The sequence below is a fragment of the Micromonospora sp. RTGN7 genome (assembly GCF_033804645.1).
Classification (GTDB): domain Bacteria; phylum Actinomycetota; class Actinomycetes; order Mycobacteriales; family Micromonosporaceae; genus Micromonospora.
Genome location: NZ_JAPZLF010000002.1, coordinates 242457 through 264675, shown reverse-complemented (window position 1 = coordinate 264675; position 22219 = coordinate 242457). Strand labels below are relative to the sequence as shown.

20 protein-coding genes and 3 tRNA genes are annotated in these 22219 nt (G+C 73.9%); 6 read left to right on the top strand and 17 right to left on the bottom strand.

Going from position 1 to position 22219, the window contains the following annotated elements:
- Positions 1 to 68 precede the first annotated feature (68 nt).
- From SNR22_RS04510 to SNR22_RS04495, 4 genes are all read right to left on the bottom strand, one after another.
- On the bottom strand, positions 69 to 860 hold the full coding sequence (locus tag SNR22_RS04510) for a putative protein N(5)-glutamine methyltransferase (RefSeq protein ID WP_320065159.1): 792 nt from the start codon (positions 858 to 860) through the stop codon (positions 69 to 71).
- Positions 861 to 938: 78 nt separating this feature from the next.
- Positions 939 to 2063, bottom strand: coding sequence for a cystathionine gamma-lyase (locus SNR22_RS04505; protein WP_320065158.1), 1125 nt, complete (start codon positions 2061 to 2063; stop codon positions 939 to 941).
- A gap of 7 nt (positions 2064 to 2070) precedes the next feature.
- Positions 2071 to 3078, bottom strand: a complete 1008-nt coding sequence (locus tag SNR22_RS04500) for an NAD(P)H-dependent glycerol-3-phosphate dehydrogenase (RefSeq protein WP_320065157.1) — start codon at positions 3076 to 3078, stop codon at positions 2071 to 2073.
- Positions 3075 to 3818, bottom strand: a complete 744-nt coding sequence (locus SNR22_RS04495; protein WP_320065156.1) for a lysophospholipid acyltransferase family protein — start codon at positions 3816 to 3818, stop codon at positions 3075 to 3077. The genes SNR22_RS04500 and SNR22_RS04495 overlap by 4 nt, the downstream gene beginning before the upstream one ends.
- Positions 3819 to 3931: 113 nt before the next feature.
- On the opposite strand from SNR22_RS04495, the gene cofC reads away from it, so the two are divergent.
- The 3 genes from cofC (at position 3932) to SNR22_RS04475 (ending at position 8099) form a co-directional block, all read left to right on the top strand.
- The gene (cofC, locus tag SNR22_RS04490) at positions 3932 to 4822 is read left to right on the top strand and encodes a 2-phospho-L-lactate guanylyltransferase (protein WP_413775589.1); all 891 of its coding nucleotides are present in this window, start codon (positions 3932 to 3934) and stop codon (positions 4820 to 4822) included.
- Positions 4823 to 5030: 208 nt separating this feature from the next.
- The gene (locus SNR22_RS04480) at positions 5031 to 7205 is read left to right on the top strand and encodes an RNA degradosome polyphosphate kinase (RefSeq protein ID WP_320065354.1); all 2175 of its coding nucleotides are present in this window, start codon (positions 5031 to 5033) and stop codon (positions 7203 to 7205) included.
- 15 nt (positions 7206 to 7220) lie between these two features.
- Positions 7221 to 8099: an NUDIX hydrolase gene (locus SNR22_RS04475; protein ID WP_320065155.1), complete on the top strand. Its 879-nt coding sequence runs from the start codon at positions 7221 to 7223 to the stop codon at positions 8097 to 8099.
- Between the two features lie 70 nt (positions 8100 to 8169).
- On the opposite strand, the gene SNR22_RS04470 is transcribed toward SNR22_RS04475, so the two are convergent.
- The 4 genes from SNR22_RS04470 to leuC form a co-directional block, all read right to left on the bottom strand.
- Positions 8170 to 10236 (bottom strand): endonuclease/exonuclease/phosphatase family protein, encoded by a 2067-nt coding sequence (locus tag SNR22_RS04470; RefSeq protein ID WP_320065154.1) that lies wholly within the window; start codon positions 10234 to 10236, stop codon positions 8170 to 8172.
- Positions 10237 to 10420: 184 nt separating this feature from the next.
- Positions 10421 to 11173: an HU family DNA-binding protein gene (locus SNR22_RS04465; RefSeq protein WP_320065153.1), complete on the bottom strand. Its 753-nt coding sequence runs from the start codon at positions 11171 to 11173 to the stop codon at positions 10421 to 10423.
- Between the two features lie 172 nt (positions 11174 to 11345).
- Positions 11346 to 11933, bottom strand: coding sequence for a 3-isopropylmalate dehydratase small subunit (gene leuD, locus SNR22_RS04460; RefSeq protein ID WP_320065152.1), 588 nt, complete (start codon positions 11931 to 11933; stop codon positions 11346 to 11348).
- A gap of 17 nt (positions 11934 to 11950) precedes the next feature.
- The gene (gene leuC / locus SNR22_RS04455; RefSeq protein WP_320065151.1) at positions 11951 to 13393 is read right to left on the bottom strand and encodes a 3-isopropylmalate dehydratase large subunit; all 1443 of its coding nucleotides are present in this window, start codon (positions 13391 to 13393) and stop codon (positions 11951 to 11953) included.
- 49 nt (positions 13394 to 13442) lie between these two features.
- Here leuC and SNR22_RS04450 point away from each other — a divergent pair, with 49 nt between their 5' ends.
- A complete protein-coding gene (locus SNR22_RS04450) occupies positions 13443 to 14129 on the top strand; it encodes an IclR family transcriptional regulator (RefSeq protein WP_091671614.1) in 687 nt (228 codons plus the stop codon).
- Between the two features lie 90 nt (positions 14130 to 14219).
- On the opposite strand, the gene SNR22_RS04445 is transcribed toward SNR22_RS04450, so the two are convergent.
- The 4 genes from SNR22_RS04445 to SNR22_RS04430 all read right to left on the bottom strand — a co-directional run bounded on the left by SNR22_RS04445 (position 14220) and on the right by SNR22_RS04430 (position 15744).
- Positions 14220 to 14292, bottom strand: a tRNA-Glu gene (locus tag SNR22_RS04445).
- A 243-nt stretch (positions 14293 to 14535) separates the two neighbouring features.
- Positions 14536 to 14608: transfer RNA gene (locus SNR22_RS04440), tRNA-Glu, on the bottom strand.
- Between the two features lie 135 nt (positions 14609 to 14743).
- A tRNA-Gln gene (locus tag SNR22_RS04435) sits at positions 14744 to 14815 on the bottom strand.
- 125 nt (positions 14816 to 14940) lie between these two features.
- The gene (locus SNR22_RS04430; RefSeq protein ID WP_320065150.1) at positions 14941 to 15744 is read right to left on the bottom strand and encodes a fumarylacetoacetate hydrolase family protein; all 804 of its coding nucleotides are present in this window, start codon (positions 15742 to 15744) and stop codon (positions 14941 to 14943) included.
- A 223-nt stretch (positions 15745 to 15967) separates the two neighbouring features.
- On the opposite strand from SNR22_RS04430, the gene SNR22_RS04425 reads away from it, so the two are divergent.
- Positions 15968 to 17344, top strand: coding sequence for a hypothetical protein (locus tag SNR22_RS04425; protein ID WP_320065149.1), 1377 nt, complete (start codon positions 15968 to 15970; stop codon positions 17342 to 17344).
- Between the two features lie 41 nt (positions 17345 to 17385).
- The gene (locus SNR22_RS04420) at positions 17386 to 18252 is read left to right on the top strand and encodes a 3-methyladenine DNA glycosylase (RefSeq protein ID WP_320065148.1); all 867 of its coding nucleotides are present in this window, start codon (positions 17386 to 17388) and stop codon (positions 18250 to 18252) included.
- 61 nt (positions 18253 to 18313) lie between these two features.
- Here the strand turns inward: SNR22_RS04420 and SNR22_RS04415 are convergent, their stop codons facing one another.
- The 5 genes from SNR22_RS04415 to SNR22_RS04395 form a co-directional block, all read right to left on the bottom strand.
- Positions 18314 to 19444, bottom strand: coding sequence for a cellulose binding domain-containing protein (locus SNR22_RS04415; RefSeq protein WP_320065147.1), 1131 nt, complete (start codon positions 19442 to 19444; stop codon positions 18314 to 18316).
- A gap of 183 nt (positions 19445 to 19627) precedes the next feature.
- On the bottom strand, positions 19628 to 20206 hold the full coding sequence (locus tag SNR22_RS04410; protein ID WP_320065146.1) for a GNAT family protein: 579 nt from the start codon (positions 20204 to 20206) through the stop codon (positions 19628 to 19630).
- Between the two features lie 209 nt (positions 20207 to 20415).
- The gene (gene arfB, locus SNR22_RS04405; RefSeq protein ID WP_320065145.1) at positions 20416 to 20841 is read right to left on the bottom strand and encodes an alternative ribosome rescue aminoacyl-tRNA hydrolase ArfB; all 426 of its coding nucleotides are present in this window, start codon (positions 20839 to 20841) and stop codon (positions 20416 to 20418) included.
- Between the two features lie 9 nt (positions 20842 to 20850).
- Positions 20851 to 21159, bottom strand: coding sequence for a hypothetical protein (locus tag SNR22_RS04400; RefSeq protein WP_320065144.1), 309 nt, complete (start codon positions 21157 to 21159; stop codon positions 20851 to 20853).
- Between the two features lie 99 nt (positions 21160 to 21258).
- Positions 21259 to 22131: a S1C family serine protease gene (locus SNR22_RS04395; RefSeq protein ID WP_320065143.1), complete on the bottom strand. Its 873-nt coding sequence runs from the start codon at positions 22129 to 22131 to the stop codon at positions 21259 to 21261.
- Between the last annotated feature and the right edge of the window lie 88 nt (positions 22132 to 22219).

The following is a 22219-nucleotide window of genomic DNA, read 5'->3' as shown; positions in this document are numbered from 1 at the left end:
TCGCGGCGGGTGGGCCACCTCCCGTTCCCGCACTTCCGCCAGCGATCGGGGGCCGCGGCAGCGGCCGGTCAGCCAGGACGGCGGGCGATCATTGCCGTGGCGTCGAGGTCCTCGTCGTGCACCACGGAGGGCACCAGGCCGAGATCGGTCAGCGTCGTGCGGAACGCGTCGACCTGGCCGACGCCGACCTCCACGGCCAGGTGCCCGCCCGGGGCGAGCCAGTGCGCCGCCGCCCGGGCCACCCGCCCCAGCACGACGAGCCCGTCCGCACCCCCGTCGAGCGCCACCGCCGCCTCGTGCAGCCGCGCCTCGGGGGGCATCAGCGCCACCGCGTCCGTCGGCACGTACGGGGCGTTGGCCACGACCAGGTCGAGCCGGCCCCGCCGTTCGACCGGAACCGGCTCGAACAAATCTCCCTGGTAGACCGGCACACCGAGGTGGGCGAGGTTGCGCCGGGCGCAGGCCACGGCGGCCGGGTCCAGGTCTGCGGCGGCCAGCCAGCGGGGGGCGAGCCGCTCGGCGAGCACCAGCGCGGCGGCCCCGGACCCGCAGCACAGGTCGAGCACCGCCGCCCCGGGCCGGGTGACCGCCGCAGCGGCCGAGACCAGCAGCGCGGTACGCGCCCGCGGCACGAACACGCCGGGGTCGACGGCGACCCGCAGCCCGCAGAACTCGGCCCAGCCGAGCAGGTGCTCCAGCGGCAGGCCAGCGACCCGTCGCTCGACCAGGTCGGCGAGCCGCTCGGCCGAGTCGGCGGCGGCGACGAGCAGTTCCGCCTCCTCCTCGGCGAAGACGCAGCCGGCGGCGCGCAGTCGGGACACGAGGGCGGGGCGGTCGGGGTGGAACTCGGTGGACGTCATGGGAGAGCCTCCTGGCGCTCGTCGGCGCTCCCTGGTCGGCCTACCGTCGCGGCGACACGGCCCGGGGCGGAGCGCCGGTCAGGTGTCGAGGGCGTCAAGGGCAGCGGCGATGTCGCCGACCAGATCGGCGGTGTCCTCCACCCCGCAGGAGAGCCGGACGAAGCCAGGGGCGGTGTCGTCGCCCCACTGGGCCCGGCGGTCCGCCGTGGTGTGCAGGCCGCCGAACGAGGTGGCTGCGGCCACCAGCCGGGAGGCGAGGAGGAACCGGGCGACCCGCTCGGCGCTGCCCAGGTCGAACGCCAGCACCCCGGGCACCCGACGCAGTTGCGCCGACGCCACCGGGTACGCGGGGTCGCCGGGCAGGCCCGGCCAGCGCACGCCGGTCACGTCGGGCCGGTCGGCGAGCAACCGGGCCAGCGCCGCAGCGTTGGCGGACTGCCGGGCCAGCCGCAGGTCGAGGGTGGCCAACGAGCGGTGCGCCAGCCACGCATCGAACGCCCCGGGCACCGCGCCGGTGGTCGTGCGCCAGGCGGACACCGGCTCCAACAGCTCCGGCGCGCGGGTGGCCACGTAGCCGAGCAGCAGGTCGGAGTGCCCGGTCAGTGCCTTGGTGCCGGAGGCCACCACCAGGTCCGCGCCGAGGTCCAGTGGGCGCTGGCCGAGCGGGGTGGCGGTGGTGTTGTCCACCACGACGAGGGTGCCGGCGGCATGCGCGTCCCGGGCCAGCGCGGCGATGTCGGCGACGTCCAGGCCGGGGTTCGCCGGGGTCTCCAGCAGCACCAGCCGCACCCCCTCGAACGACGGGTACGGCCCGGCGGTCGGCGCGAAGAGCACCCGCACACCGATCCCGGCGAGGGTGTCGGTGGCGAAGGCCCGCACCGGGAAGTACCCGTCGGCGGGGAGCAACACGGTGTCCCCGGGGCGCAGCAGCGCCAGCAGCAGGCCGGTGATCGCCGCCTGCCCACTGGCGAAGACCCGGACGTCACCGCCCTCCAGCTCGCCGATCGCCGCCTCCAACAGCCGCCGGGTGGGGTTGTCCGGCCGGCCGTAGCCGTTCGGGCTGGCCGCCGGCCCCTGCCGCGGGTCGAGGTGGTACGGCGCTGCGAAGACCGGGCCGGGCAGGAACGGATCCCCCGGCGCGGGCTCGGGCAGCCCGGCCCGGACACACCGGGTGCCGTCGCCGTCGCTGGTCGGTGCGGTCATGCCAACCTCACTCGTACGACTCGGGCTTGGCGGTGCGGCTCATCAGCACGTCCACGGCGAGCCGCGGGTCCATCCCCTCGTGGCAGATCCGTTCGATCTGCTCGGTGATCGGCATCTCCACCCCGTGCGAGCGGGCCAGGTCCCGGATGGCCAGGCAGCTCTTCACGCCCTCGGCGGTCTGCCGGGTGGCCGCCTGAGCCTGCTCCAGGGTCTCACCCCGGCCCAGGTGCTCGCCGAAGGTCCGGTTGCGGGCCAGCGGCGACGAACAGGACGCCACCAGGTCACCCATCCCGGCCAGGCCTGCGAAGGTGATCGGGTCCGCGCCGAGCGCCACCCCGAGGCGGGCGGTCTCGGCCAGCCCCCGGGTCATCAGCATCGCCCGGGTGTTGTCGCCGAAGCCCATCGCGGTGGCGATCCCGTACGCGAGGGCGATCACGTTCTTCACGGCCCCGCCCAGCTCGCAGCCGATCACGTCGTCGTTGGTGTACGGCCGGAAGTACGGCGTCCGGATCGACGACTGGACGAGCTGGGCCCGGCGGTCGTCGGTGCCGGCGACCACGGTGGCGGCGGGCTGCTCGGCGGCGATCTCGGGGGCGAGGTTCGGGCCGGAGACCACCACCACCCGGTCCGGGGTGACCCCGGCGGTCTCCACGATCACCTCGCTCATCCGCTTGGTGGTGCCCAGCTCGATGCCCTTCATTAGGGACACCAGGGTCGAGTCCGGGTGCAGGTGGCCGGCCCACTCGGCCAGATTGCCGCGCAGCGTCTGCGACGGCACAGCCAGCACCACGATCTCCGCGCCGGTGATCGCCTCGGCGGCGTCGCCGGTGCCGGTGACCCGCGCCGGCAGCCGCAGGTCCGGCAGGTACTCCGGATTGCGTCGGCGCAGCCGGATCTCCTCGGCCACCGGCTGCCGCCGAGCCCAGATCGTCACGTCCCGGCCGGCGTCGGCGAGGATCTTGGCGAACGCCGTCCCCCACGACCCGGCGCCCAGCACGGCCACGTGGCCGGTCACGCCACGCCCCCCTGGTTCCGGCGGGGACGGTCGACGATGGGGCGGGGTGGCCGCTCCCACAGCGGTGGCGGCGTCCCGCCGCGAATCTTGGCGAGTTGGTCGCGCAGGCACAGCATGATGGCCTCGGTCATCTCTTCCAGGGTGGCCCTGGTGGGCGTCGAGCCGGCCCACCGGCTCAGGTCGATCGGGGGCCCGGCGACCACGGTCACCGGGATGCCGGGCCGCAGGCTGAGCCGGTTGGTCCGCGGGTCGAAGATCTTCTCCGGGCCCCACATGGCGACGGGGATCACCGGGGCGCCGGTGGCCAGCGCCAGCCGGGCGACCCCGGTCTTGCCCTTCATCGGCCACAGCTCCGGCTCACGGGTGATGGTCCCCTCCGGATAGATCACCATCGCGCCTCCCTCGGAGAGGCCGGCGACCAGGGCGTCCAGCGACTTGACCGCGTCCACGCTGCCACGCTCCACCGGGATCTGCTTGCACCGGTGCAGGATCCAGCCCACCCCCGGCACCCGGAAGACACTGGCCTTGCCGAGGAACTGCGGCCAACGCCCCGCGTCGTAGACGAAGTGCGCGCAGACCAGCGGGTCGGCATGCGAGAGATGGTTCGGCACGATGATGATCCCGTCATCGCCGCGCAGGTGTTCCACGCCCCGCCAAGTGCGCCGGGTCCAGAGCGTGATCACGGGCTTCACCAGCAGCACGGCGAAGCGTTGCCAGAATCCCAGCCTGCGCCGTGTCACCCTGCCTCCTCGTAGCCCCGACCCCGCGCCGCAACCGCCCGCAGCGAAATCATGCCTGCTCGACCCGGGTACGGCCAGTGAGGGTACCGCCGTCCGACTGGCAGGATTGCGCCGTGCGGCAGTGGACCTGGACGGTGGTGGTACCGGTGAAGCGCCTCGGCACGGCGAAGAGCCGGCTGCGCGGGGCGCTGCTCGCCGTACCCCACGAGGAGCTGGCGCTGGCGCTGGCGGCCGACACGGTCGCCGCGGTGCGGGCGTGCCCGGCGGTCGCCGGCGTGCTGGTGGTCACCGACGACCCGAGGGTGGCGGCGGCGGCCGGCGCGGCGGGCGCGCGGGTCGTCAATGACGCGCCGGACGCCGGCCTGAACGCCGCCTTCCGGCACGGGGCCGAGGTCGCGACCGCCGGCGGCGGGGCGTGGGTGGCCGGGCTCACCGCGGATCTGCCGGCGCTGCGCCCGGCCGAGTTGGCCGCCGCGCTGGACGCAGCCGCCGCCGGGCCGGCGGGGGTACGCCGGTTCGTGGCCGACGCCCCGGGGACCGGCACCGTGCTGCTCGCCGCGCCGCCCGGCGTGCCGCTGGCCCCCTGCTTCGGGGTCGGCTCGGCGGCGGCGCACCTGGCCGGTGGCGCGCTGCCGCTGACCGGCGACTGGCCGACCCTGCGCCGGGACGTCGACACGGCCGCCGACCTGGCCGCCGCCACCCGGCTCGGGCTCGGGCCGCGCACCGCAGCCCTGGCCTCCGTCGACCGGTCGGCCGCCCGTCCGCGCCGACCCGCCCGCCCTCGACCGGCGGTGTACGGTGCTGGCATGCAGGGCACGGTGGCCACCTACGACGCGGCGACGCGCAGCGGCGTGCTGCTCCTCGACGACGGCACCGAGCTGGCCTTCCCGGCCCGGGCCTTCGACGCCTCCGGCCTGCGGCTGCTCCGGCTCGGGCAGCGGGTCCGGATCGACACCGACGCGGCCGGGGAGATCGTCCGAGTGACGTTGCCGACGATGCCGTAGCTGCCTGCCGAAGTTCATTTTGCGTTCACCGTCCTCGGGTGATTATGAGCGGGTGAGTACCCCTCGCGAACACCCCACCGGCCAGCCCACCGACCGACGACCCGCCGACGACCGTCCCGCCACCGGGCCGACACCCGGTGCCCCGACGCCCGCCCGGCGCGGTGTCGACGGCCGCTTCCGCCCCCGGGAGACCGCCGAGGACGAGCCGATGGCGGCCGGCCCCGCCACGGCGGCTGCCTCCACCGGGCTGGAGGAGGTGCTCGACGTCCCCCCGGACCGGCCCGCCACCGACGCTGACGACGAGCCGGTGCCACCGGAGCCACTGCCCGAGGACCGTTTCCTCAACCGGGAGCTCTCCTGGCTCGACTTCAACGCCCGAGTGCTGGCCCTGGCCGAGGACCCACGGACCCCGCTGCTGGAGCGGGCCAAGTTCCTGGCCATCTTCGCCGGCAACCTCGACGAGTTCTACATGGTCCGGGTGGCGGGGCTGAAGCGGCGCCTGTCGGCGGGGCTGCCGGTGCGCGGCGGAGACCGGCTGCCGCTGCGCACCCAGTTGGAGCTCGTCGCCGGGCGGACCGCCGACCTGGTCGGCCGGCACGCCGCCTGCTCCGTCGACGACGTGCTGCCGAAGCTCGCCGCCGAGGGCATCCGCATCCTGCGCTGGACGGACCTGGAAGCCCTCGAGCGGGAGCGGCTGCGCACCTACTTCCGTGAGCACATCTTCCCGGTGCTCACCCCGCTCGCGGTCGACCCGGCGCACCCGTTCCCGTACATCTCCGGGCGGTCGTTGAACCTGGCCGTGGCCGTGCGGGACCCGCACGGCGGTGCGGAGCTGTTCGCCCGGGTCAAGGTGCCGAACAACGTGCCCCGGTTCGTCCGGGTCGACCGGGATGCCCCGGGCCTGCGGGTGATCCCGGTCGAGGAGCTGATCTCGGTGCACCTGGGGCAGCTCTTCTCCGGCATGCAGGTGGTCGAGTGCCACCTGTTCCGGGTCACCCGCAACACGGAGGTGGAGGTCGATGAGGACCGCGACGAGGACCTGCTCCAGGCCCTGGAGCGGGAGCTGGCCCGCCGCCGGTTCGGCCCGCCGGTACGACTGGAGGTGGCCGCCTCGATCTCCGAACACATGCTGGATCTGCTCGTCCGCGAGCTGGACATGGACGGCCACGACGTGCTGCGGGTGCGCGGCCTGCTCGACCTGTCCGCGCTGTGGCAGCTGTACGGCGAAGCCGACCGCCCCGACCTGAAGGACCCACCCTTCGTGCCGGCCACCCACCCCCGGCTCGCCGAGGGCGAGGTGCCGCGCAGCGTCTTCGCCACCCTGCGGGACGGGGACGTGCTGGTGCACCACCCGTACCACTCCTTCGCGACCAGCGTGCAGCGCTTCATCGAGCAGGCGGCGGCGGACCCGGACGTGCTGGCCATCAAGCAGACCCTCTACCGCACCAGCGGGGACTCGCCGATCGTCGACGCGCTGGTCGACGCGGCCGCCGCCGGCAAGCAGGTGGTGGTGCTGGTGGAGCTGAAGGCCCGGTTCGACGAGGTCGCCAACATCGGCTGGGCGCGCACCCTGGAACGCGCCGGCTGCCACGTGGTGTACGGCCTGGTGGGCCTGAAGACGCACTGCAAGACCGCCCTGGTGGTACGCCAGGAGGGCAACCAGATCCGCCGGTACTGCCACATCGGCACCGGCAACTACCACCCGAAGACCGCCCGGCTGTACGAGGACTTCGGCATGCTCACCGCCGACCCGGAGATCGGCGCCGACCTGACCGACCTGTTCAACGTGCTGACCGGCTACAGCCGGCAGACCGGGTTCCGGCGGCTGCTGGTGGCTCCACAGGGCATCCGGCGTGGGCTGATCGAGCGGATCGAGCGGGAGATCAGCCACGTCCGGCTCGGCAAGCCGGGGCTGGTGCAGTTCAAGGTGAACTCGTTGGTCGACGAGGAGGTCACCGACGCCCTCTACCGGGCCTCCCGGGCCGGGGTCCACGTGGACCTGCTGATCCGGGGCATGTGCACGCTGCGCCCGGGGGTGCCGGGGCTGTCGGAGAACATCCGGGTCCGCTCGATCCTCGGCCGGTTCCTGGAGCACTCCCGGGTCTTCCGGTTCGGCAACGCCGGGGCGACCGAGTTCTGGATGGGATCGGCCGACCTGATGCACCGCAACCTGGACCGCCGGGTGGAGGCGCTGGTGCGGGTGAGCGATCCGGTGGCCCGGGCCGAGCTGGACGAGGTGCTCACGGCCGCGTTCAGCCCGGACGTGGAGGCCTTCGATCTGGCCGGGGACGGCTCCTGGACCCGCCGGGGCGGCACGGCGCAGGCCCCGCTGACCCATCTGCAGGACCTGCTGTTACGGCGCGTCGGCGGCACGGCCGGGTGAGCCTAGGCTGGGCGAATGTCGGAGCGGGAACAAGTGATCCGGGCGGCGGGCGGGGTGGTCTGGCGCCCGGACGGGGATGGGGTGCTGGTCTGCCTGGTGCACCGCCCCCGGTACGGCGACTGGTCGCTGCCCAAGGGCAAGCTGGAGGCGGGCGAGCACCCGCTGACGGCCGCCGTCCGGGAGGTCGCCGAGGAGGCCGACGTCCGGGCGGTGCCGCAGGTACGGCTGCCCACCGTGAAGTACCGCAGCGAGGGCCGACCGAAGGTGGTCGACTACTGGTCCCTGCGGGCGGTGGCCGAGGGCGGCTTCCAGCCCGACACCGAGGTCGACGACATCCGCTGGCTACCCGTCGAGGAGGCGGTACGCCTGGTCAACTACCCGCACGACGCCGAGGTGCTGGCCACGTTCGCGGGCCTGCCCCCGGTCACCGCGACCATGATGCTGGTCCGGCACGCCGAAGCGGGAAAGCGCGGCACCTGGTCGGGCCCGGACACGGGCCGCCCTCTCGACGACACCGGCTGGGCCCAGGCGCATCTCCTGGCGCCCCTGGTGGCTCTGCTCCACCCGGCCCGGCTGCTGTCGGCCTCGGCCCGCCGCTGTGTGCAGACCCTGGACCCGGCGGCGGCCCTGTTGGACCTGCCGATCGAGGTGGCCGGTGACCTCGACGAGCCGCAACCCGGCCAGGACCTCCACGAGCGGGCGTTGGCCGCCGCGGCCTGTCTCGCCGAACTGGCCGCCGCGGGGGGCTCGGCCGGGGTGTGCAGCCAGGGCAACGTGATCATCGGGGCATTGGAACGCCTCACCGGCCGCGCCGACGACTTCACCACGGCGAAGGGCGGCGGCTGGCTGCTCGCGTTCGCCGCCGACCGCCTCCTCACCACCGACCGCCTGTAAGGAAGGGCACCTTCTCCACGCCTTCGGTAGAGAAGGGTTCCCCTATCCATCAGCCCTCGGCGGGCAGGTGTCAGCCGGCGGCGGTGGGCGGCAGGATGAGGGTGACGGCCACCGGCAGGTGGTCGGAGGCGGTGCTGCGCGGCGCCACGGGCCCACCGGCCAGCACGCCCGGTGAGACCAGGACGTGGTCGATCTGCTGGCGTGGGTCGTCGGCCGGGCTGGTGGGCAGGGGCCGGGCTGCGGCGAGCGCGTCCACCAGCCCGACGCGGGTGAACTCCGCGTATGCCGGGGCGCCCGGCTCGGTGTTCAGGTCCCCGGCGACCACGAGGGGCCGGCCGGCGGCGTACCGCAGGGCGAACCCCGCCACGGCGCGGGCCTGCGCCACCGGCTCCCGCCCGGGCGGCGGTTGCAGGTGGGTGGCGACCACCGCCAGGAGCGCGCCGCCGCCGAGGTCGACGGTGACGCCGAGCGCCTGGGCGCCGGTGGGCGCGCCGAGGGCCGCCAACTCCACGGTCCGGGCCGACTCCACCGGGAACCGGCTGAGCACCGCGTCACCCCAGAGCGGGTCGGCGGCGGGCGCGAAGACGTACGGCATGTGCAGCCGCGCCGCGAGCAGGGTGAGGGTGTCGTGGCCGCCGTTGAGCAGCCAGCCGCGGTCCACCTCGCTCAGCAGCACCACGTCGGGCCGCTCGGCAGCGACCACCCGGGCCAGTCCGTCCGGGTCGAACCGCCCCTCCATCCCGAACCCCATCCGGACGTTGTACGCCACCACCCGGACGTTGCCGGGCGGTCCGTCAGGCCGGCCCGGGGACAGGACATCGGAGGGCAGCCCCGCCGCGACGAAGGTGATCAGGGCGGCGACACCGGCGACACGCAGCGGCCCCAGTCGCGAGCCCGTTCGCCGCTCGGCCGTTCCACCCCGGAGACCGCCCACGACGGACACCACTGCCACGAGGCCGGCCACGACGACCGGCACCGCCGCGTTGGGGTAGCCGAGGTCGTAGGCGGCGTAGTAGGCGACGGCGGCGACGGCGAAGAGCAGCATGCCCAGCACCGCCGCAAGGGCCGACCGGGCGGGGGGCGTACCGACGGGGACGGCGGATCCGGCTGACGTGTCGACGACACCCGGGACGGCTGTGACCGCACCCGAAACACCGGCGGCGGCCGGAGAAATGGCTGCCGGGACGGCTGCGGCCGGGACAGCGACGGGCGGAGCGGCGACGGGCGGGACAGCGACGGTTGGAACAATGGTGGCGGTCGGGGCGGTTTCGGTGAGGCGCAGGCAGGCCCCGGTGCCGACGGCGGTCAGCAGGACCGCTGGTGCCAGCCCACCGGGCTCACCGACGGCGAACAGTGCCGCCCCCGCCACCAGCGTCAGCGGGCCGTACAGCCGCGCGTATCCGCGGGGTGGCCGGGCCAGCGCGGAGAACAGGAAGAGAGCGACGGCCAGACCGAGCAGTCCTGGGACGTCACCGGCGTCCGGCGGCGCGGCGAGCCCGTCACCGGGCCCGCGCCAGTAGGAGGACGCGCTCGCCGCCACCGCCGGGGAGAGCGCCACCATCCCGGTCAACAGCAGCGCCGGGCCGGCGAGCAGCCACGCGCGGGCACCGCCGCACGGTTCCGCCGACGGCGCTGGGCGGGCCGTCCCGGCCAGGAGGAGCCCCACGAGGACGATGCTGCCGGCCCACCCGGCCCAGCCACTCCTCCAGACCAGGTCGTACGTGCCGAGCGAGGCGTGCACGACCGCGCCGAGGACCAGCCCCAGCGCCAGCCCGGGAACCGGCCGGTCGGTGGCGGCGGCGGTGCCGGCCAGCCAGAGCAGCCCGGCGATCAGGCCGGCGGTGGCCAGCCAGAGTTGCGCCCGACCGCCCGGGGCGGCGGTGAGGGCGAGCCGTACGCCGGCCAGCGCCACGGCGGCGACGAGCGTGACCGGGCGGGCGCCGATTCGACGGACCAGCGCCGGGAAGGCCAGGGCGAGCACGAACCAGCCGAGCGCGAACGCTCCCAGCAGCTCAGCGGGGGTCGCCGCGGCCTGCCCGAAGATGGTGATGACCGACGGTAGGAAGACCCGCAGCACGTCGGTCAGGACGACGATGCCCAGGGCGAGCGTGGCGGTGTGGAGGTGGCGGTAGCGCATGGGCTGCCTTTCGCCGACCGGGGAGGGGGTCCGGCGATTCTGCGCGCGCCGCACGCCGTCGGTCAACGGCCCCGGCCGTCCGTGGCGCCCCTGAACGCGTCGCGGACCGACCGGAGCCCGTATGGCGACGCGCAAAAGGGGCGCCCACCGGTCCGGTGGGCGCCCCTTCCGAAGGTTCGGCCGGTCAGCGCTTGGTAGCCGCCTTCTTGGCCGGAGACTTCTTCGCTGGCGCCTTCTTGGCCGCCGCGCTCTTGGTCGCCGCCGCGGTGGTCTTCTTCGCCGTGGTCGACTTGGTCGCCGCCACGGACTTCTTCGCGGGGGCAGACTTCTTGGTGGCGGCCTTGGCCGTCACCGTCTTGGTCGCCTTGGCCGGTGCCACCTTCTTCGTCGCGGCGGTGGCCTTGGCACCGGTGGCCTTCGTACCCGCTGCCTTGGCCGTCGTGGCCTTCGTGCCCGCAGCCTTCGTGCCGGTGGCCTTGGTGCCCGCAGCCTTGGTGCCGGTGGCCTTCGTGCCGGTGGCCTTGGTGCCCGCTGCCTTGGCCGTCGTGGCCTTCGCACCGGTCGTCTTGGCACCGGTCGCCTTGGCGGCCGTGGTCTTGGTGGCCGTGGTCTTGGCGGCGGCCGTGGCGGTCTTCTTCGCCGCCGCCGTGGCCTTCGGCACCTTGCCGCTGGCCACCATCTCCTTGAACCCGGCGCCGGGCCGGAAGGTAGGGACGGATGTCTTCTTGACCTTCACCGCCTCGCCGGTCCGCGGGTTGCGCGCTGTTCGGGCTCCTCGGACGCGCTTCTCGAACGCTCCGAATCCGGTGATTGCCACCTTCTCGCCCTTGGTGACCGTCGCCTGGACCTCAGCGAGAACCGCGTCGAGCGCGGCCGTCGCCGTCTTCCGGTCCCCCAGGCGAACGGCGAGGGCCTCGATGAGCTCGGCCTTGTTCACGACTTCCTCCCGATTGTGCAACTGACTCGACGCGAGCCATTCTGCGCGCACGGTATGCCCTGTGCTGCCTGGACACAAACATTCGGTCGAAAAAAGGCCTTGTGTCGTAACGGATTCACCCCCACCGAGCGCGCCGGTGGGGGCGAAAACCGATGCCGGATCGGGCGTACGGCTATGCCACGGCGGGCAGGAAGGGCCGTCGACCGCGCTCGTAGGCGGTGATGTCGGCCTCGTGGCGGAGCGTGAGTCCAATGTCATCCAACCCCTCCATCAGCCGCCAGCGGCTGAAGTCGTCGAGGGGGAACGACCAGGTGGCATCCCCGGCCCGGATTTCGCGGGAGCTCAGGTCGACGGTGACGGCGGTGGTGGGGTCGGACTCGACGAGGCGCCACAGATCCTCGACGGCGCTCAATTCCAACTCGACCGGCAGCAGCCCCTCCTTGAGGGCGTTGCCGCGGAAGATGTCGCCGAACCGAGGCGAGACCACCGCCCGGAACCCCCAGTCCCGCAGCGCCCACACGGCGTGCTCCCGGGACGATCCCGTGCCGAACTCCGGGCCGGCCACAAGAATCGAAGCCCCGGAATACGACGCATCGTTCAACACGAATGAGGGGTCCTCACGCCAGGCGTTGAACAGCCCGTCGGCGAATCCGGTACGAGTCACCCGCTTGAGGTACACGGCGGGGATGATCTGATCGGTGTCCACGTTGGAACGGCGCAGCGGCACGGCGGTGCCGGTGTGCACGGTGAACTTGTCCATCTGTCGTGGCTGCCCTTCTACAGGTCGGCGGGGGCGGCCAGTCGGCCGACCACGGCGGTGGCGGCGGCGACCGGCGGGGACACCAGGTGGGTACGTCCGCCCCGGCCCTGGCGGCCCTCGAAGTTGCGGTTGGAGGTCGAGGCGGATCGCTCACCCGGGGAAAGCGTGTCCGGGTTCATGCCCAGGCACATCGAGCAGCCGGCGAACCGCCACTCGGCCCCGGCATCGGAGAAGACCCTGTCCAGCCCTTCGGCCTCGGCGGCCTCCCGGACGGCGGCGGAGCCGGGGACCACGAGCATCCGTACCCCGTCGGCGACCCGGCGCCCGCGCAGCACGTCGGCGGCGGCGCGGAGGTCCTCCAGCCGGCCGTTGGTGCAGGAGCCGACGAAGACCACGTCGACGGAGAGGTCGCGCAGCGGGGTGCCGGGCGCGAGGTCCATGTACTCCAGGGCCCGGCGGGCCGCGACCCGCTCGCCGTCGGTGCCGAACGCGTCCGGGTCCGGCACGGTCGCGCTCAGCGGGGCGCCCTGGCCCGGGTTGGTGCCCCAGGTGACGAACGGCGTGACCCGGGTGGCGTCGAGGGTCACCTCGGCGTCGAAGGTCGCCCCCGCGTCGGTGGGCAGCGTCCGCCAGTGGTCGACCGCCGCGTCCCAATCGGCTCCCTGCGGGGCGTTCGGCCGTCCCTTGAGGTACGCGAAGGTGGTCTCGTCCGGCGCGATCATGCCGGCCTTGGCACCCCACTCGATCGACATGTTGGCGACGGTCATCCGCCCCTCCATGGACAGCGCGCGGATCGCCTCGCCCCGGTACTCCACGATGTGCCCGCGCCCGCCGCCGGTGCCGACCTGGGTGATCAGGGCGAGCACCAGGTCCTTCGCGGTGACGCCGGGGCCGAGCTGACCGGTGACGTTCACGGCCATCGTCTTCGGCCGGCTCTGCGTCAGCGTCTGGGTGGCGAGCACGTGCTCGACCTCACTGGTGCCGATGCCGAACGCGAGGGCACCGAAGGCCCCGTGGGTCGCAGTGTGCGAATCGCCACAGACGATCGTCATGCCGGGCTGGGTGACGCCGAGCTGCGGGCCGATGACGTGCACGATGCCCTGGTTGGCGTCGCCGAGGGGGTGCAGCCGCACACCGAACTCGGCGCAGTTGCGGCGCAGCGTCTCGATCTGGGTGCGGGAGGTGGGGTCCGCGATCGTGAGCAGGTCGCCGCGCCGCTGCTGGAACGCCGGATCCGCGTACCCCGTCGGGGTGTTGTGGTCCTCGGTCGCGAGCGTGAGGTCGGTACGGCGCACGGGGCGGCCGGCGAGCCGCAGCCCGTCGAAGGCCTGCGGACTGGTGACCTCGTGCAGCAGGTGCAGGTCGATGTAGAGCAGGTCCGGTTCGCCCTCGGCAGACCGGACGATGTGTGCGTCCCAGACCTTCTCGGCCAGGGTCCTCGATCGAGTGACTCCCACCATCTGGACATCCTAAATTCTGGGAGGTAAGTTTCGGCTTGTGGGACACAGTATGAGCGGTGTTGGCGTCCTCGACAAGGCGGTGGTCATCCTGGCCGCCTGCGTCGACGGCGCCAGCCTGGCCGAACTCGTTGAACGCACCAAGCTGCCCCGGGCCACCGCGCACCGGCTGGCGCAGGCGCTGGAGATCCACCGGATGTTGGTCCGGGACACCCAGGGCCGCTGGCGCCCCGGCCCCCGGCTCGGTGAGCTCGCCAACGCCGCGCCGGACGTGCTGCTGACGGCGGCGGAGCCGCTGCTGGCCGCGCTGCGCGACGCCACCGGGGAGAGCGCCCAGCTCTACCTGCGCCGCGCCGACGAGCGGATCTGCGTGGCCGCCGCCGAGCGGGCCAGCGGCCTGCGGGACACCGTCCCGGTGGGCTCGGTGCTGCCGATGACCGCCGGTTCGGCGGCGCAGATCCTGCTGGCCTGGGAGCCGCCGGAGGCGGTGATGCCGCTGCTGCCCCGGTCGAAGTTCACCGGTCGCACCCTCGCGGAGGTGCGCCGGCGCGGCTGGGCGCAGAGCGTCGCCGAACGGGAGGCGGGTGTGGCGAGCGTCTCCGCCCCGATCCGCGACCGCACCGGGCGGGTGATCGCCTCGATCAGCATCTCGGGCCCCATCGAGCGCCTCGGCCGCCGCCCCGGCGAACGCCACGCCATGGCCGTGGTCCGGGCCGGCCAACGCCTCTCCGGTCTCTAACCCCCCCCCCACCCCGGGCCCCAGGGGTGGGGGTCGGAATGGGGGAAGCCCGTCTCAGCGGAGTGAGACGGGCTTCGGGTGGTGTGTTTGTAGCCCCGACCGGATTCGAACCGGCGCTACCGCCTTGAGAGGGCGGCGTCCTGGGCCACTAGACGACGGGGCCAGAACTTTTCTGCTTCGCCGCCCTATGCGGACGACGCCGCTGTAGTCTAGCGACGTGCCCCGGGCAGGCTGCGCAGGGGGTGGGCGGTCCATCACGAGCACCGCGACCACGAGCGCAACTCCGGGCAGGCCCTGCAACGCCGCGATTCCGGGCGAGTCCGCAACGCCCGCGTCTGGCCCCGGACGACCGACCCCGGATGCGAAACAGCCCGCCTCACCGAAGTGAGACGGGCTGGACAAACTGTAGCCCCGACCGGATTCGAACCGGCGCTACCGCCTTGAGAGGGCGGCGTCCTGGGCCACTAGACGACGGGGCCAGAACCTTTTCCTCCGCACCGGCCCTTGCGGGCGGTGCAGCCGAACACTACCAGAGATCTTTCCGGCCCCCTTGCGGGCGATCGGAGCGCTCTCCGGCGGGATCCAGCTATCGACGTTCTCGCGAACGCCGATTGCTGGGGTACCAGGACTCGAACCTAGACTAACTGAACCAGAATCAGTTGGGCTGCCAATTACCCCATACCCCATTGGCACCTCGCGGTGCCGTTCAGCGCCTTGCGGCACCGGAGAGAGACTTTACCCTCCCCGACCGGGCAAGACCAAATCGGGGGCCCGAGACCGGTGCTGAGCTGCGGCTCGGGCTCCCGACGAGTCAGCCGACCGGAACCACCTGGTTGGTCAGCTCCCCGATCCCCTCGATACTCACCGTGACGGTATCCCCCGCCACGATCGGGCTAACCCCCGCCGGGGTGCCGGTGAGCACCACGTCGCCGGGCAGCAGCGTCATCACGTGCGAGACGTACGACACCAGGGCCGGGACGTCGAAGACCATGTCCCGGGTCCGGCCCAGCTGCCGCACCTCCATCTCCTCCGGATTGCGGCCCACCTCGCACCGGATCTCCAGGTCGGTGACGTCCAGATCGGTGGTGATCCAGGGGCCGATGGGGCAGAACGAGTCGAAGCCCTTGGCCCGGGTCCACTGCCCGTCGGAGCGCTGCAGGTCCCGGGCGCTGACGTCGTTGGCGCAGGTGTAGCCGAAGATGGCCCGCGCGGCGGCGGCCCGGTCGGCGCGGCGCGCCCCCTGCACCCCGATCACGACCGCCAGCTCGGCCTCGTGCTCGACCTGCTTAGAGAAGATCGGCAGCCGGATGGCGTCCCGGGGCCCGATCACCGAGGTGGACGGCTTGAGGAAGAGCAGCGGCTCCTTGGGCACCTCGCTGCCCTGCTCCGCGGCGTGCTCGGCGTAGTTGCGGCCGACGCAGACCACCTTGCTGGGCAGGATCGGGGAGAGTAGCCGGACATCGGAGAGCGCCCACCGGGCGCCGTTGAACTGGAGCTGACCGAACGGGTGGCCCTCGATCTCGGCGATGGTGAGGGCCTGTGGGCCCGCCTCCAGCTCGCCCTCGACGACCCCGAACGACATTCCCTTGGCATGAGCGAAACGAGCGATACGCACCAGGCCAATCTAGCCCCGTCGCGGGAGCGCGGCCGCGTCGGCGGCACATCGGGAGCGGCCGGAACCAGCCCGGAGGCGTCGAGGGGACGCGCCGCCGCGCCGGAAAGTGGCCCCGGCGGCGCGACAGCGTACGTCGTCCGTCCTCGCCGCGGGCCGACTTCGCGGCTTCGTACCCGCACGACGTGTCACCGCCCCTAGCGTCGGCTACCGGAGGTGCGTTCGTATGCCTGCATCGACACGACACCACAGGGCCCTCGCAGTGTTCGTACACTGTCTCGGCATTCTCGCCGCTGTGCCGGCACTGCCCGCGGCGGCACCCGAGGCGGCGATCACGCCGCCGCCGGTGGTGGTCCGGCCGGCTGCGGCCACGCCGACCCCGACACCCACGGACCCCGCGACGGGTTCGACGCCGGCGGGTCCGGCGCCGCCACCGCTGGTCTCGCCGTCGGTGGTGGTGCCGACCCGGGGCGCGCCATCGGTGGTGAAGGTGGCGGTCACCCCGGCCGGCACGCCCTCGCCGGGCTACCAGGTGCAGGTCCGCAACACCGGGAGTCTGCCGGTAGCCACCACGGTGCGCCAGGAACTGCCGGCCGGGACGTCCGCGACCTGGATCACCCCCGGGGGGCGGGCCACCCGCTCGGCGAGCACCACGGAGGTGAGCTGGCAGCTCAGCCTGCCCGCCCGGAGCACTACGACGCTGCACACCGCGCTCACCGCCGCCGCGCCGGGCCGCCCGCTGACCGCGCCGGCCTGTGCCTTCACCAGCAACGGCGATCGGCCGTACGACTGCGCGACCGCGACCTGGAAGGCCTCGGCGCCGGGGACCGAGGTCACCGCGGCGCCGGCGTGGCGTCAACCCCCGGCGCTGCTCGCCGCGCTGGCCGGGGTCCTCCTGCTCACCCTCGGCGGGCTCTGGTGGTGGCAGCGGCGGCGGCGCCGGGCCGCCGCCGCACCGGCCGGCACCGCCGAGGCCACCGGGACAGTAGGGATGGCCGAGGCCGGCATGTCGGCGGCGGGTGACCGGGGCACCGTGTACCCCCGGTCGGCCACGCCGACGACCGCGACCCGCCGCCGCAAACCGCCGGTGTGGCTGGTGGTCGGTGCGGCCGTAGCGGTCCTGGCCGGGGTGGTCCTCGCGGCGGCGGTGACCGCCACCCAGCGGGTCGCCGCGATCGACACCACGACCAGGCAGCCGACCAGCGGCGCCTGGGTGGGGCGGAGCGCGACAGGGGTGGTCGGCGTGCCGCTGCGCGAGCAGGCGCTGGAGTTCACCGTCTACCGGGTCGCCTGCCCGCCGACGTCGGTCGCCGCGGGCCGGCAGTGCCAGGCCACCGTCGGGGTCCGCAACGTCAGCGAACAGCAGCAGACCTGGCACGGCCAGATGCAGCGGGCGTACCTGCCGAACGGCACCTGGGTCAGCACCGACGAGACCGCCACCCGACTGGCCAACGAAGGGCGGGACGTGTTCTCCCAGCCACTCGCCGCGGGTGCCCGGATGGTGCTGCCGCTGGTGTTCACCGTCGACGGCACGGCCCAGCCGCAGCAGTTGGAGCTGCGCAGCGGGGTGTTCTCCGCCGGGGTCCGGGTCGACGTGCCCTGACGCCCGGGCCGAGGGGCGGGCGGCGGTCGTACGCTGGTTCGGTGACCGCCGCCTTCGCCCCCGCCGCGCCGCTCGACCTGGCCCACTGGAAGGCCCGGCGGCGGGCCCACGAGGAGCGGGCCGACGGGTGGCTGACCCCGCACCTGGCCCGCCGCCGCACCGGCGCGAAGCACCCGGTGGAGGACTTCCTCTTCACCTATTACTCGCACCGTCCCGCCCAGCTGCGCCGTTGGCACCCCGGCGCGGGAGTGGTGCTGCGCGACGCGGATCCGGCCGAGTTCGGCCGCGACTACCGCGCCACCGCCGCCGGGCTCACCCTCGACACCGATCTGGTACGCGCCCGGCGGGCCGGCTCGGTCGACTGGATCCGCGACCTGCTCGCGGCGACCGCCGGTCGACCGGCACACCTGGGCTGCTTCGGGATGCACGAGTGGGCGATGGTCTACCGGCAGACCCAGGAGGAGGTACGCCACAACGCGTGGCCGCTGCGGCTGCTCCCGGCGGAGACCGCCGCCGTCGTCGAGGAACGGGGCGTGCGGTGCAGCCACTTCGACGCGTACCGGTTCTTCACCGCGCCGGCCCGGCCGCTGAACCTGCTCGCCCCGACCCGGGAGAGCCAACACGACCTGGAGCAGCCGGGCTGTCTGCACGCCAACATGGACCTCTACAAGTGGGCGTACAAGCTCTCCCCGCTGGTCTGCTCCGAACTGGTGGCCGACTGCTTCGCGCTGGCCCGGGAGATCCGCGCGCTGGACATGCGGGCCAGCCCGTACGACCTCGCGGCGCTCGGGTACCCGCCGGTGCGGGTGGAGACGCCGGAGGGCCGCGCGGAGTACGCCGCCGCGCAACGCGGCTTCGCCGAGCGGGCCGGGGCGCTGCGCGCCCGCCTGCTCGCCGAGCTGGGCTGAGGGTAGGGCCCCTGCTCACCGTCTCCGGTGGAGAAGGGGCCCTACTCAGCCCGCCCTGAACTCAGCTCGCCGTGCAGCTCGGGGTGGGGACGGTGGGCGTGCCGGTGGTGCTGCCGAGGAAGCCGAAGGTGGCCTCCGCCCCGGGGGCGAGCGCCCCGTTCCAACTCACGTTGCGGGCGGTGACAGCGCCGCCGGTCTGGGTCAGCTCGGCGTTCCACGCCTGGCTGATTCGCTGGCCGTCGCCGAGGGTGAGGCCGACCGTCCAGCCTGCGGTCCGGACGGTGCCGGTGTTGCGGACGGTCACCTCGCCCTGGAAGCCGCCCTGCCACTGCCCGACGGTCCGGTAGACGGCCGCGCAGCCGCCCCCGGAAGTGGGGCTCACCGTCGGCGTGGCGGTGGGGGTCGGCGTGGCCGTCGGGGTGGGCGTGGGGGTTCCCGTGGGGGTGGGGGTGGGGGTGGAGAGGGCGGCTACCAGCGCCGGGTACCAGCGGTCGGACATCTTCTGATCACCGGCGGCGTTGGGGTGCACCCCGTCGTAGGTGTCGGTGGCGGTGCTGAAGCCCGTCCACTGGTCGACGACCACGATCGGGGACCGCGCCGTGGTCTTCCCCGCCGCCCAGCCGTCGATCCCGCTGTTGAACGCGACCACCCGCTGCCCGCACTCGGCGCAGCTCGCCGGTGCCATCGGAATGATCTTCGCGACGATCACCCGCATCGCCGGGTTGCTGGCCCGCATCTGGTCCACCAGCTTCGAGTACGCCGCCAGGATGGTCGCCGGCGCGATGTTGCTCCACACGTCGTTGGTGGCGAAGTGCATGAGCACGATGTCCGGCTGGGTGGCGGAGAGCCAGCCGGGCAGCAAATTCTGGTTGGCGACGTTCGTCACCAGGTACCCGCCGTGGCCCTCGTTGTCGCCGTCGTACGGCTGCCCGCAGCCCTGCGGGCCGAGGGTGCCGACGAAGTCGATGTTCGGGTGGCCGGTGGACTGGAGGCGGTTCCACAGGATGGACCGCCAGCAACCGGGCGAGCCGGTGATCGAGTCGCCGAGCGGCATGATCCGTACCGGCGCGGCGGCGGCCGGCGCGGCGGTCGCGGGGAGGGTGGGCGCGGCGGCGACCAGCCCGATCAGGAGGGTGAGGGAGGCCGCTGCCAGGGCAGCGAGCAGGGGCGCAACGATTGGCCTTCGGAGCATGGTGAAGGGACTCCTGTCACGTGACGTCGTGCGGTCGGTGACGGCCCGGTTGCTCCCAGGGCTATTCCATCAGATCGCCGCCCGTCCCTCAACGGCCTCCCGCATACCGGCCTCCGGCCGCGCCGGGGTCGCCCACCGGCGCGGGCCCGGCCGGGGGCTCGACGCGGGCCGTCGTGGCCCGGGTCAGGGGTGGCCACGATGCGCGGCCCACTCGGGGGCGAGGATCGACATCACCGTGGCGTCCACCCAGTCGTCGCCGTCGCGCAGCACCTGGCGCAGCACCCCCTCGGCGACGAAGCCGACCTTCTCGTAGACCCGCCGGGCCCGAGGGTTGAGGGCGAACACCTCCAGCGAGATCCGGTGCAGGCCGAGCCGCTCGAAGCCGTACCCGACGACCAGCCGCACCGCCTCAGTGCCCAGCCCTCGGTTCCGGCCGGCCGCGGCGAACAGGGTGCGGAAGTTGCAGGCGCGGTTCCACCCGTCCCAGTCGTTGAGGACGACCTCGCCGACGCAGCCACCGGTGGCCCGGTCGACCACCGCGAGGTCGAGCCGGTCCGTCTGCGCGTTACGACTGCCGTACCAGTCGCGCAGCCGCCGCTCGTCGAATTCCTCGGGCGGGCTGCCGGTCAACCGGCGGGCTTCGGGGTCGGCTATGGCGGCGCGGAGGGCCGCCACGTCGTCGTCGACGAACGGGCGCAGGACCACGCGATCTCCGGTGAGGGTGGGCTTGACGGAGAAATCGCTCGCCGGGTCGGTGCTCATGTCCGGGAACCCTACGACCGGTCTCCTCCGCGCCGCCCGCCATTTCGCCCGCCCCTGGCGGCAGACCGCCGCGATCGGCACCGGACCGGACCGTTGCCGGGCTGGATCGCCTCCGGGCCGGCCGACGCCGCCCGACCACCCCTTCTTGGCCCCCTAGGAGCGGCGAGCACTACCCGGTTCGGAGGATCGACGCAGGGCGGAGACCGACGTCAGTCGTCGTCGGTGCGGCGGTCGCGTTTGCGCTGGGACTGGCGCTTCTTGTCGGCGAGGCGGCGCTCCTTGGCACCCCGCGACGGGCGGGTCGGGCGACGCGGCGGGGGCGGCGGGGCCACCGCCTCGCGCAGCAGCGCCGCCATCCGTTCCCGGGCCGCCTCCCGATTGGCGAGCTGGGCCCGGTGTTCGCTCGCGGCGACGGTGAGCACCCCGTCGACCAGCCGGCCGGCCAGGCGCTGCAGGGCCCGGGCGCGCAGCGACTCCGGCAGGCTCGGCGAGCCGGCCAGGTCGAAGCTCAGCTCCACCCGCGAGTCGGTGGTGTTGACCCCCTGCCCGCCGGGGCCCGACGAACGGGAGAACCGTTCGCGCAGCTCGGCTGCCGGCAGCAGCAGCCGGTCGGTCACCCGCAGTCCGTCGTCCACGCCACGAGGCTAGCGCCCCGCCCGGGCGCCACGGGTGGCCGTCGGGGTCGCCGAGGAGCCCGGGGCCGGTCCGGCCCGGTCGTCGTCCGGGCCGGCGGCGGCGTACGCGACCGCGCCGACGAGCAGCAGCGCGATCATGCCGATCTTCGTGGTGGCCGCCGAGATCAGCCCGACGGCCGCGCGCCGCGCCCCGGGGACGGTGTTCCGCGCGGTCTGGTAGTCCCGCCACCCGCGCCGCGCCCGCGCGTACGCGGAACCGACTGCGGATCCGACGATCAGGCCCACCACCAGCAGGGCCGCGATGAGAGCTCGCTCCATCCTCGGCAGTATCCATACTCACCGGTGACATTTCCGTGGGGCGATGGTCCCACGTCCGGGATCCGCCAATTCTCCCCTCCGCCCGCCCGTTTGCGCAGTTCAGCCGCCCTTGCCGATGATGGTGTCGGCGGTCTGCTGCACCTGGTCGATCGGGATGGCGAAGCCGATGCCGATCGAGCCGCTGCCGTCGATGGTGGCGATCGCGGTGTTCACCCCGACCACCTCACCGCGGGCGTTGACCAGCGGGCCGCCGGAGTTGCCCGGATTGATGGACGCGTCGGTCTGCACGGCCCGGTGCCGGTTGGTGCCGAGCCGCACCTGACGGTCGAGCGCGCTGACGATGCCCGCGGTGACGGTGCCGGTGAGCCCGAGCGGGGAGCCGACCGCGAGCACCGGTTCGCCGACCCGGGTGGCGCCGGGCTTGGCCAGCGGCAGCGGGGACAGCCCAGCGTCCGGGGGCACCCGAAGCACCGCCAGGTCGCTGCCCGGCTCCCGGCCGACCACCTCGGCGGGGAACCGCCGGCCGTCCGGCAGCTCCACCGTCACCTCTCCCCCGCGCCCCTTGGCCAGGATGTGGTCATTGGTGATCAGGTGCTGCTGGTCGTCGATGGCGAACCCGGAGCCGGTCGCCGAGGGGCCGGAGGCGCCTCCGACCAGCACCGACACCACCCCCGGCACGGTCCGCTCGGCGGCGGTCACCAGTTCGGCCGGCACCGGCGCCGCAGACGCCGCCGACGGGCCCGGCACGCCCACCTGGCCGGCGACCCAGGCCCCGGCCGCCGCGCCGGAGAGGGTGGAGAGCGCGACCACGCCGGCTGCGGCCAGCAACCGACCTCGCCAGCCTCGCCGCCCACCGTCGCCCCCTCGACCGGGTACGTCCCACCCGTTCCACCCGCCCCGCCCGTCCGGGCCGAGCTCGGGTGAGACGAACCACGGTCCGCGCGGTTCGCCCAGTCCGGTCTGCACTGCCATCCGTCCGCTCCTCACGTCCTCGTCACCGCGGCTGTCCGGTCGGTCATCCACGGTCGGCGGCCCGCTGACCCCTGGGCGCTCGGGGGCG

What these genes read in the sequence shown, in the direction of transcription:
- SNR22_RS04415 (WP_320065147.1), bottom strand. Translation starts at nt 19,444, where the DNA reads ATGCTCCGAAGGCCAATCGTTGCGCCCCTGCTCGCTGCCCTGGCAGCG.
- SNR22_RS04470 (WP_320065154.1), bottom strand. Translation starts at nt 10,236, where the DNA reads ATGCGCTACCGCCACCTCCACACCGCCACGCTCGCCCTGGGCATCGTC.
- leuC (WP_320065151.1), bottom strand. Translation starts at nt 13,393, where the DNA reads ATGGTGGGAGTCACTCGATCGAGGACCCTGGCCGAGAAGGTCTGGGAC.
- SNR22_RS04410 (WP_320065146.1), bottom strand. Translation starts at nt 20,206, where the DNA reads ATGAGCACCGACCCGGCGAGCGATTTCTCCGTCAAGCCCACCCTCACC.
- SNR22_RS04475 (WP_320065155.1), top strand. Translation starts at nt 7,221, where the DNA reads ATGTCGGAGCGGGAACAAGTGATCCGGGCGGCGGGCGGGGTGGTCTGG.
- SNR22_RS04480 (WP_320065354.1), top strand. Translation starts at nt 5,031, where the DNA reads ATGGCGGCCGGCCCCGCCACGGCGGCTGCCTCCACCGGGCTGGAGGAG.
- SNR22_RS04395 (WP_320065143.1), bottom strand. Translation starts at nt 22,131, where the DNA reads ATGGCAGTGCAGACCGGACTGGGCGAACCGCGCGGACCGTGGTTCGTC.
- SNR22_RS04400 (WP_320065144.1), bottom strand. Translation starts at nt 21,159, where the DNA reads ATGGAGCGAGCTCTCATCGCGGCCCTGCTGGTGGTGGGCCTGATCGTC.
- leuD (WP_320065152.1), bottom strand. Translation starts at nt 11,933, where the DNA reads ATGGACAAGTTCACCGTGCACACCGGCACCGCCGTGCCGCTGCGCCGT.
- SNR22_RS04505 (WP_320065158.1), bottom strand. Translation starts at nt 2,063, where the DNA reads ATGACCGCACCGACCAGCGACGGCGACGGCACCCGGTGTGTCCGGGCC.
- SNR22_RS04510 (WP_320065159.1), bottom strand. Translation starts at nt 860, where the DNA reads ATGACGTCCACCGAGTTCCACCCCGACCGCCCCGCCCTCGTGTCCCGA.
- SNR22_RS04425 (WP_320065149.1), top strand. Translation starts at nt 15,968, where the DNA reads ATGCCTGCATCGACACGACACCACAGGGCCCTCGCAGTGTTCGTACAC.
- SNR22_RS04450 (WP_091671614.1), top strand. Translation starts at nt 13,443, where the DNA reads ATGAGCGGTGTTGGCGTCCTCGACAAGGCGGTGGTCATCCTGGCCGCC.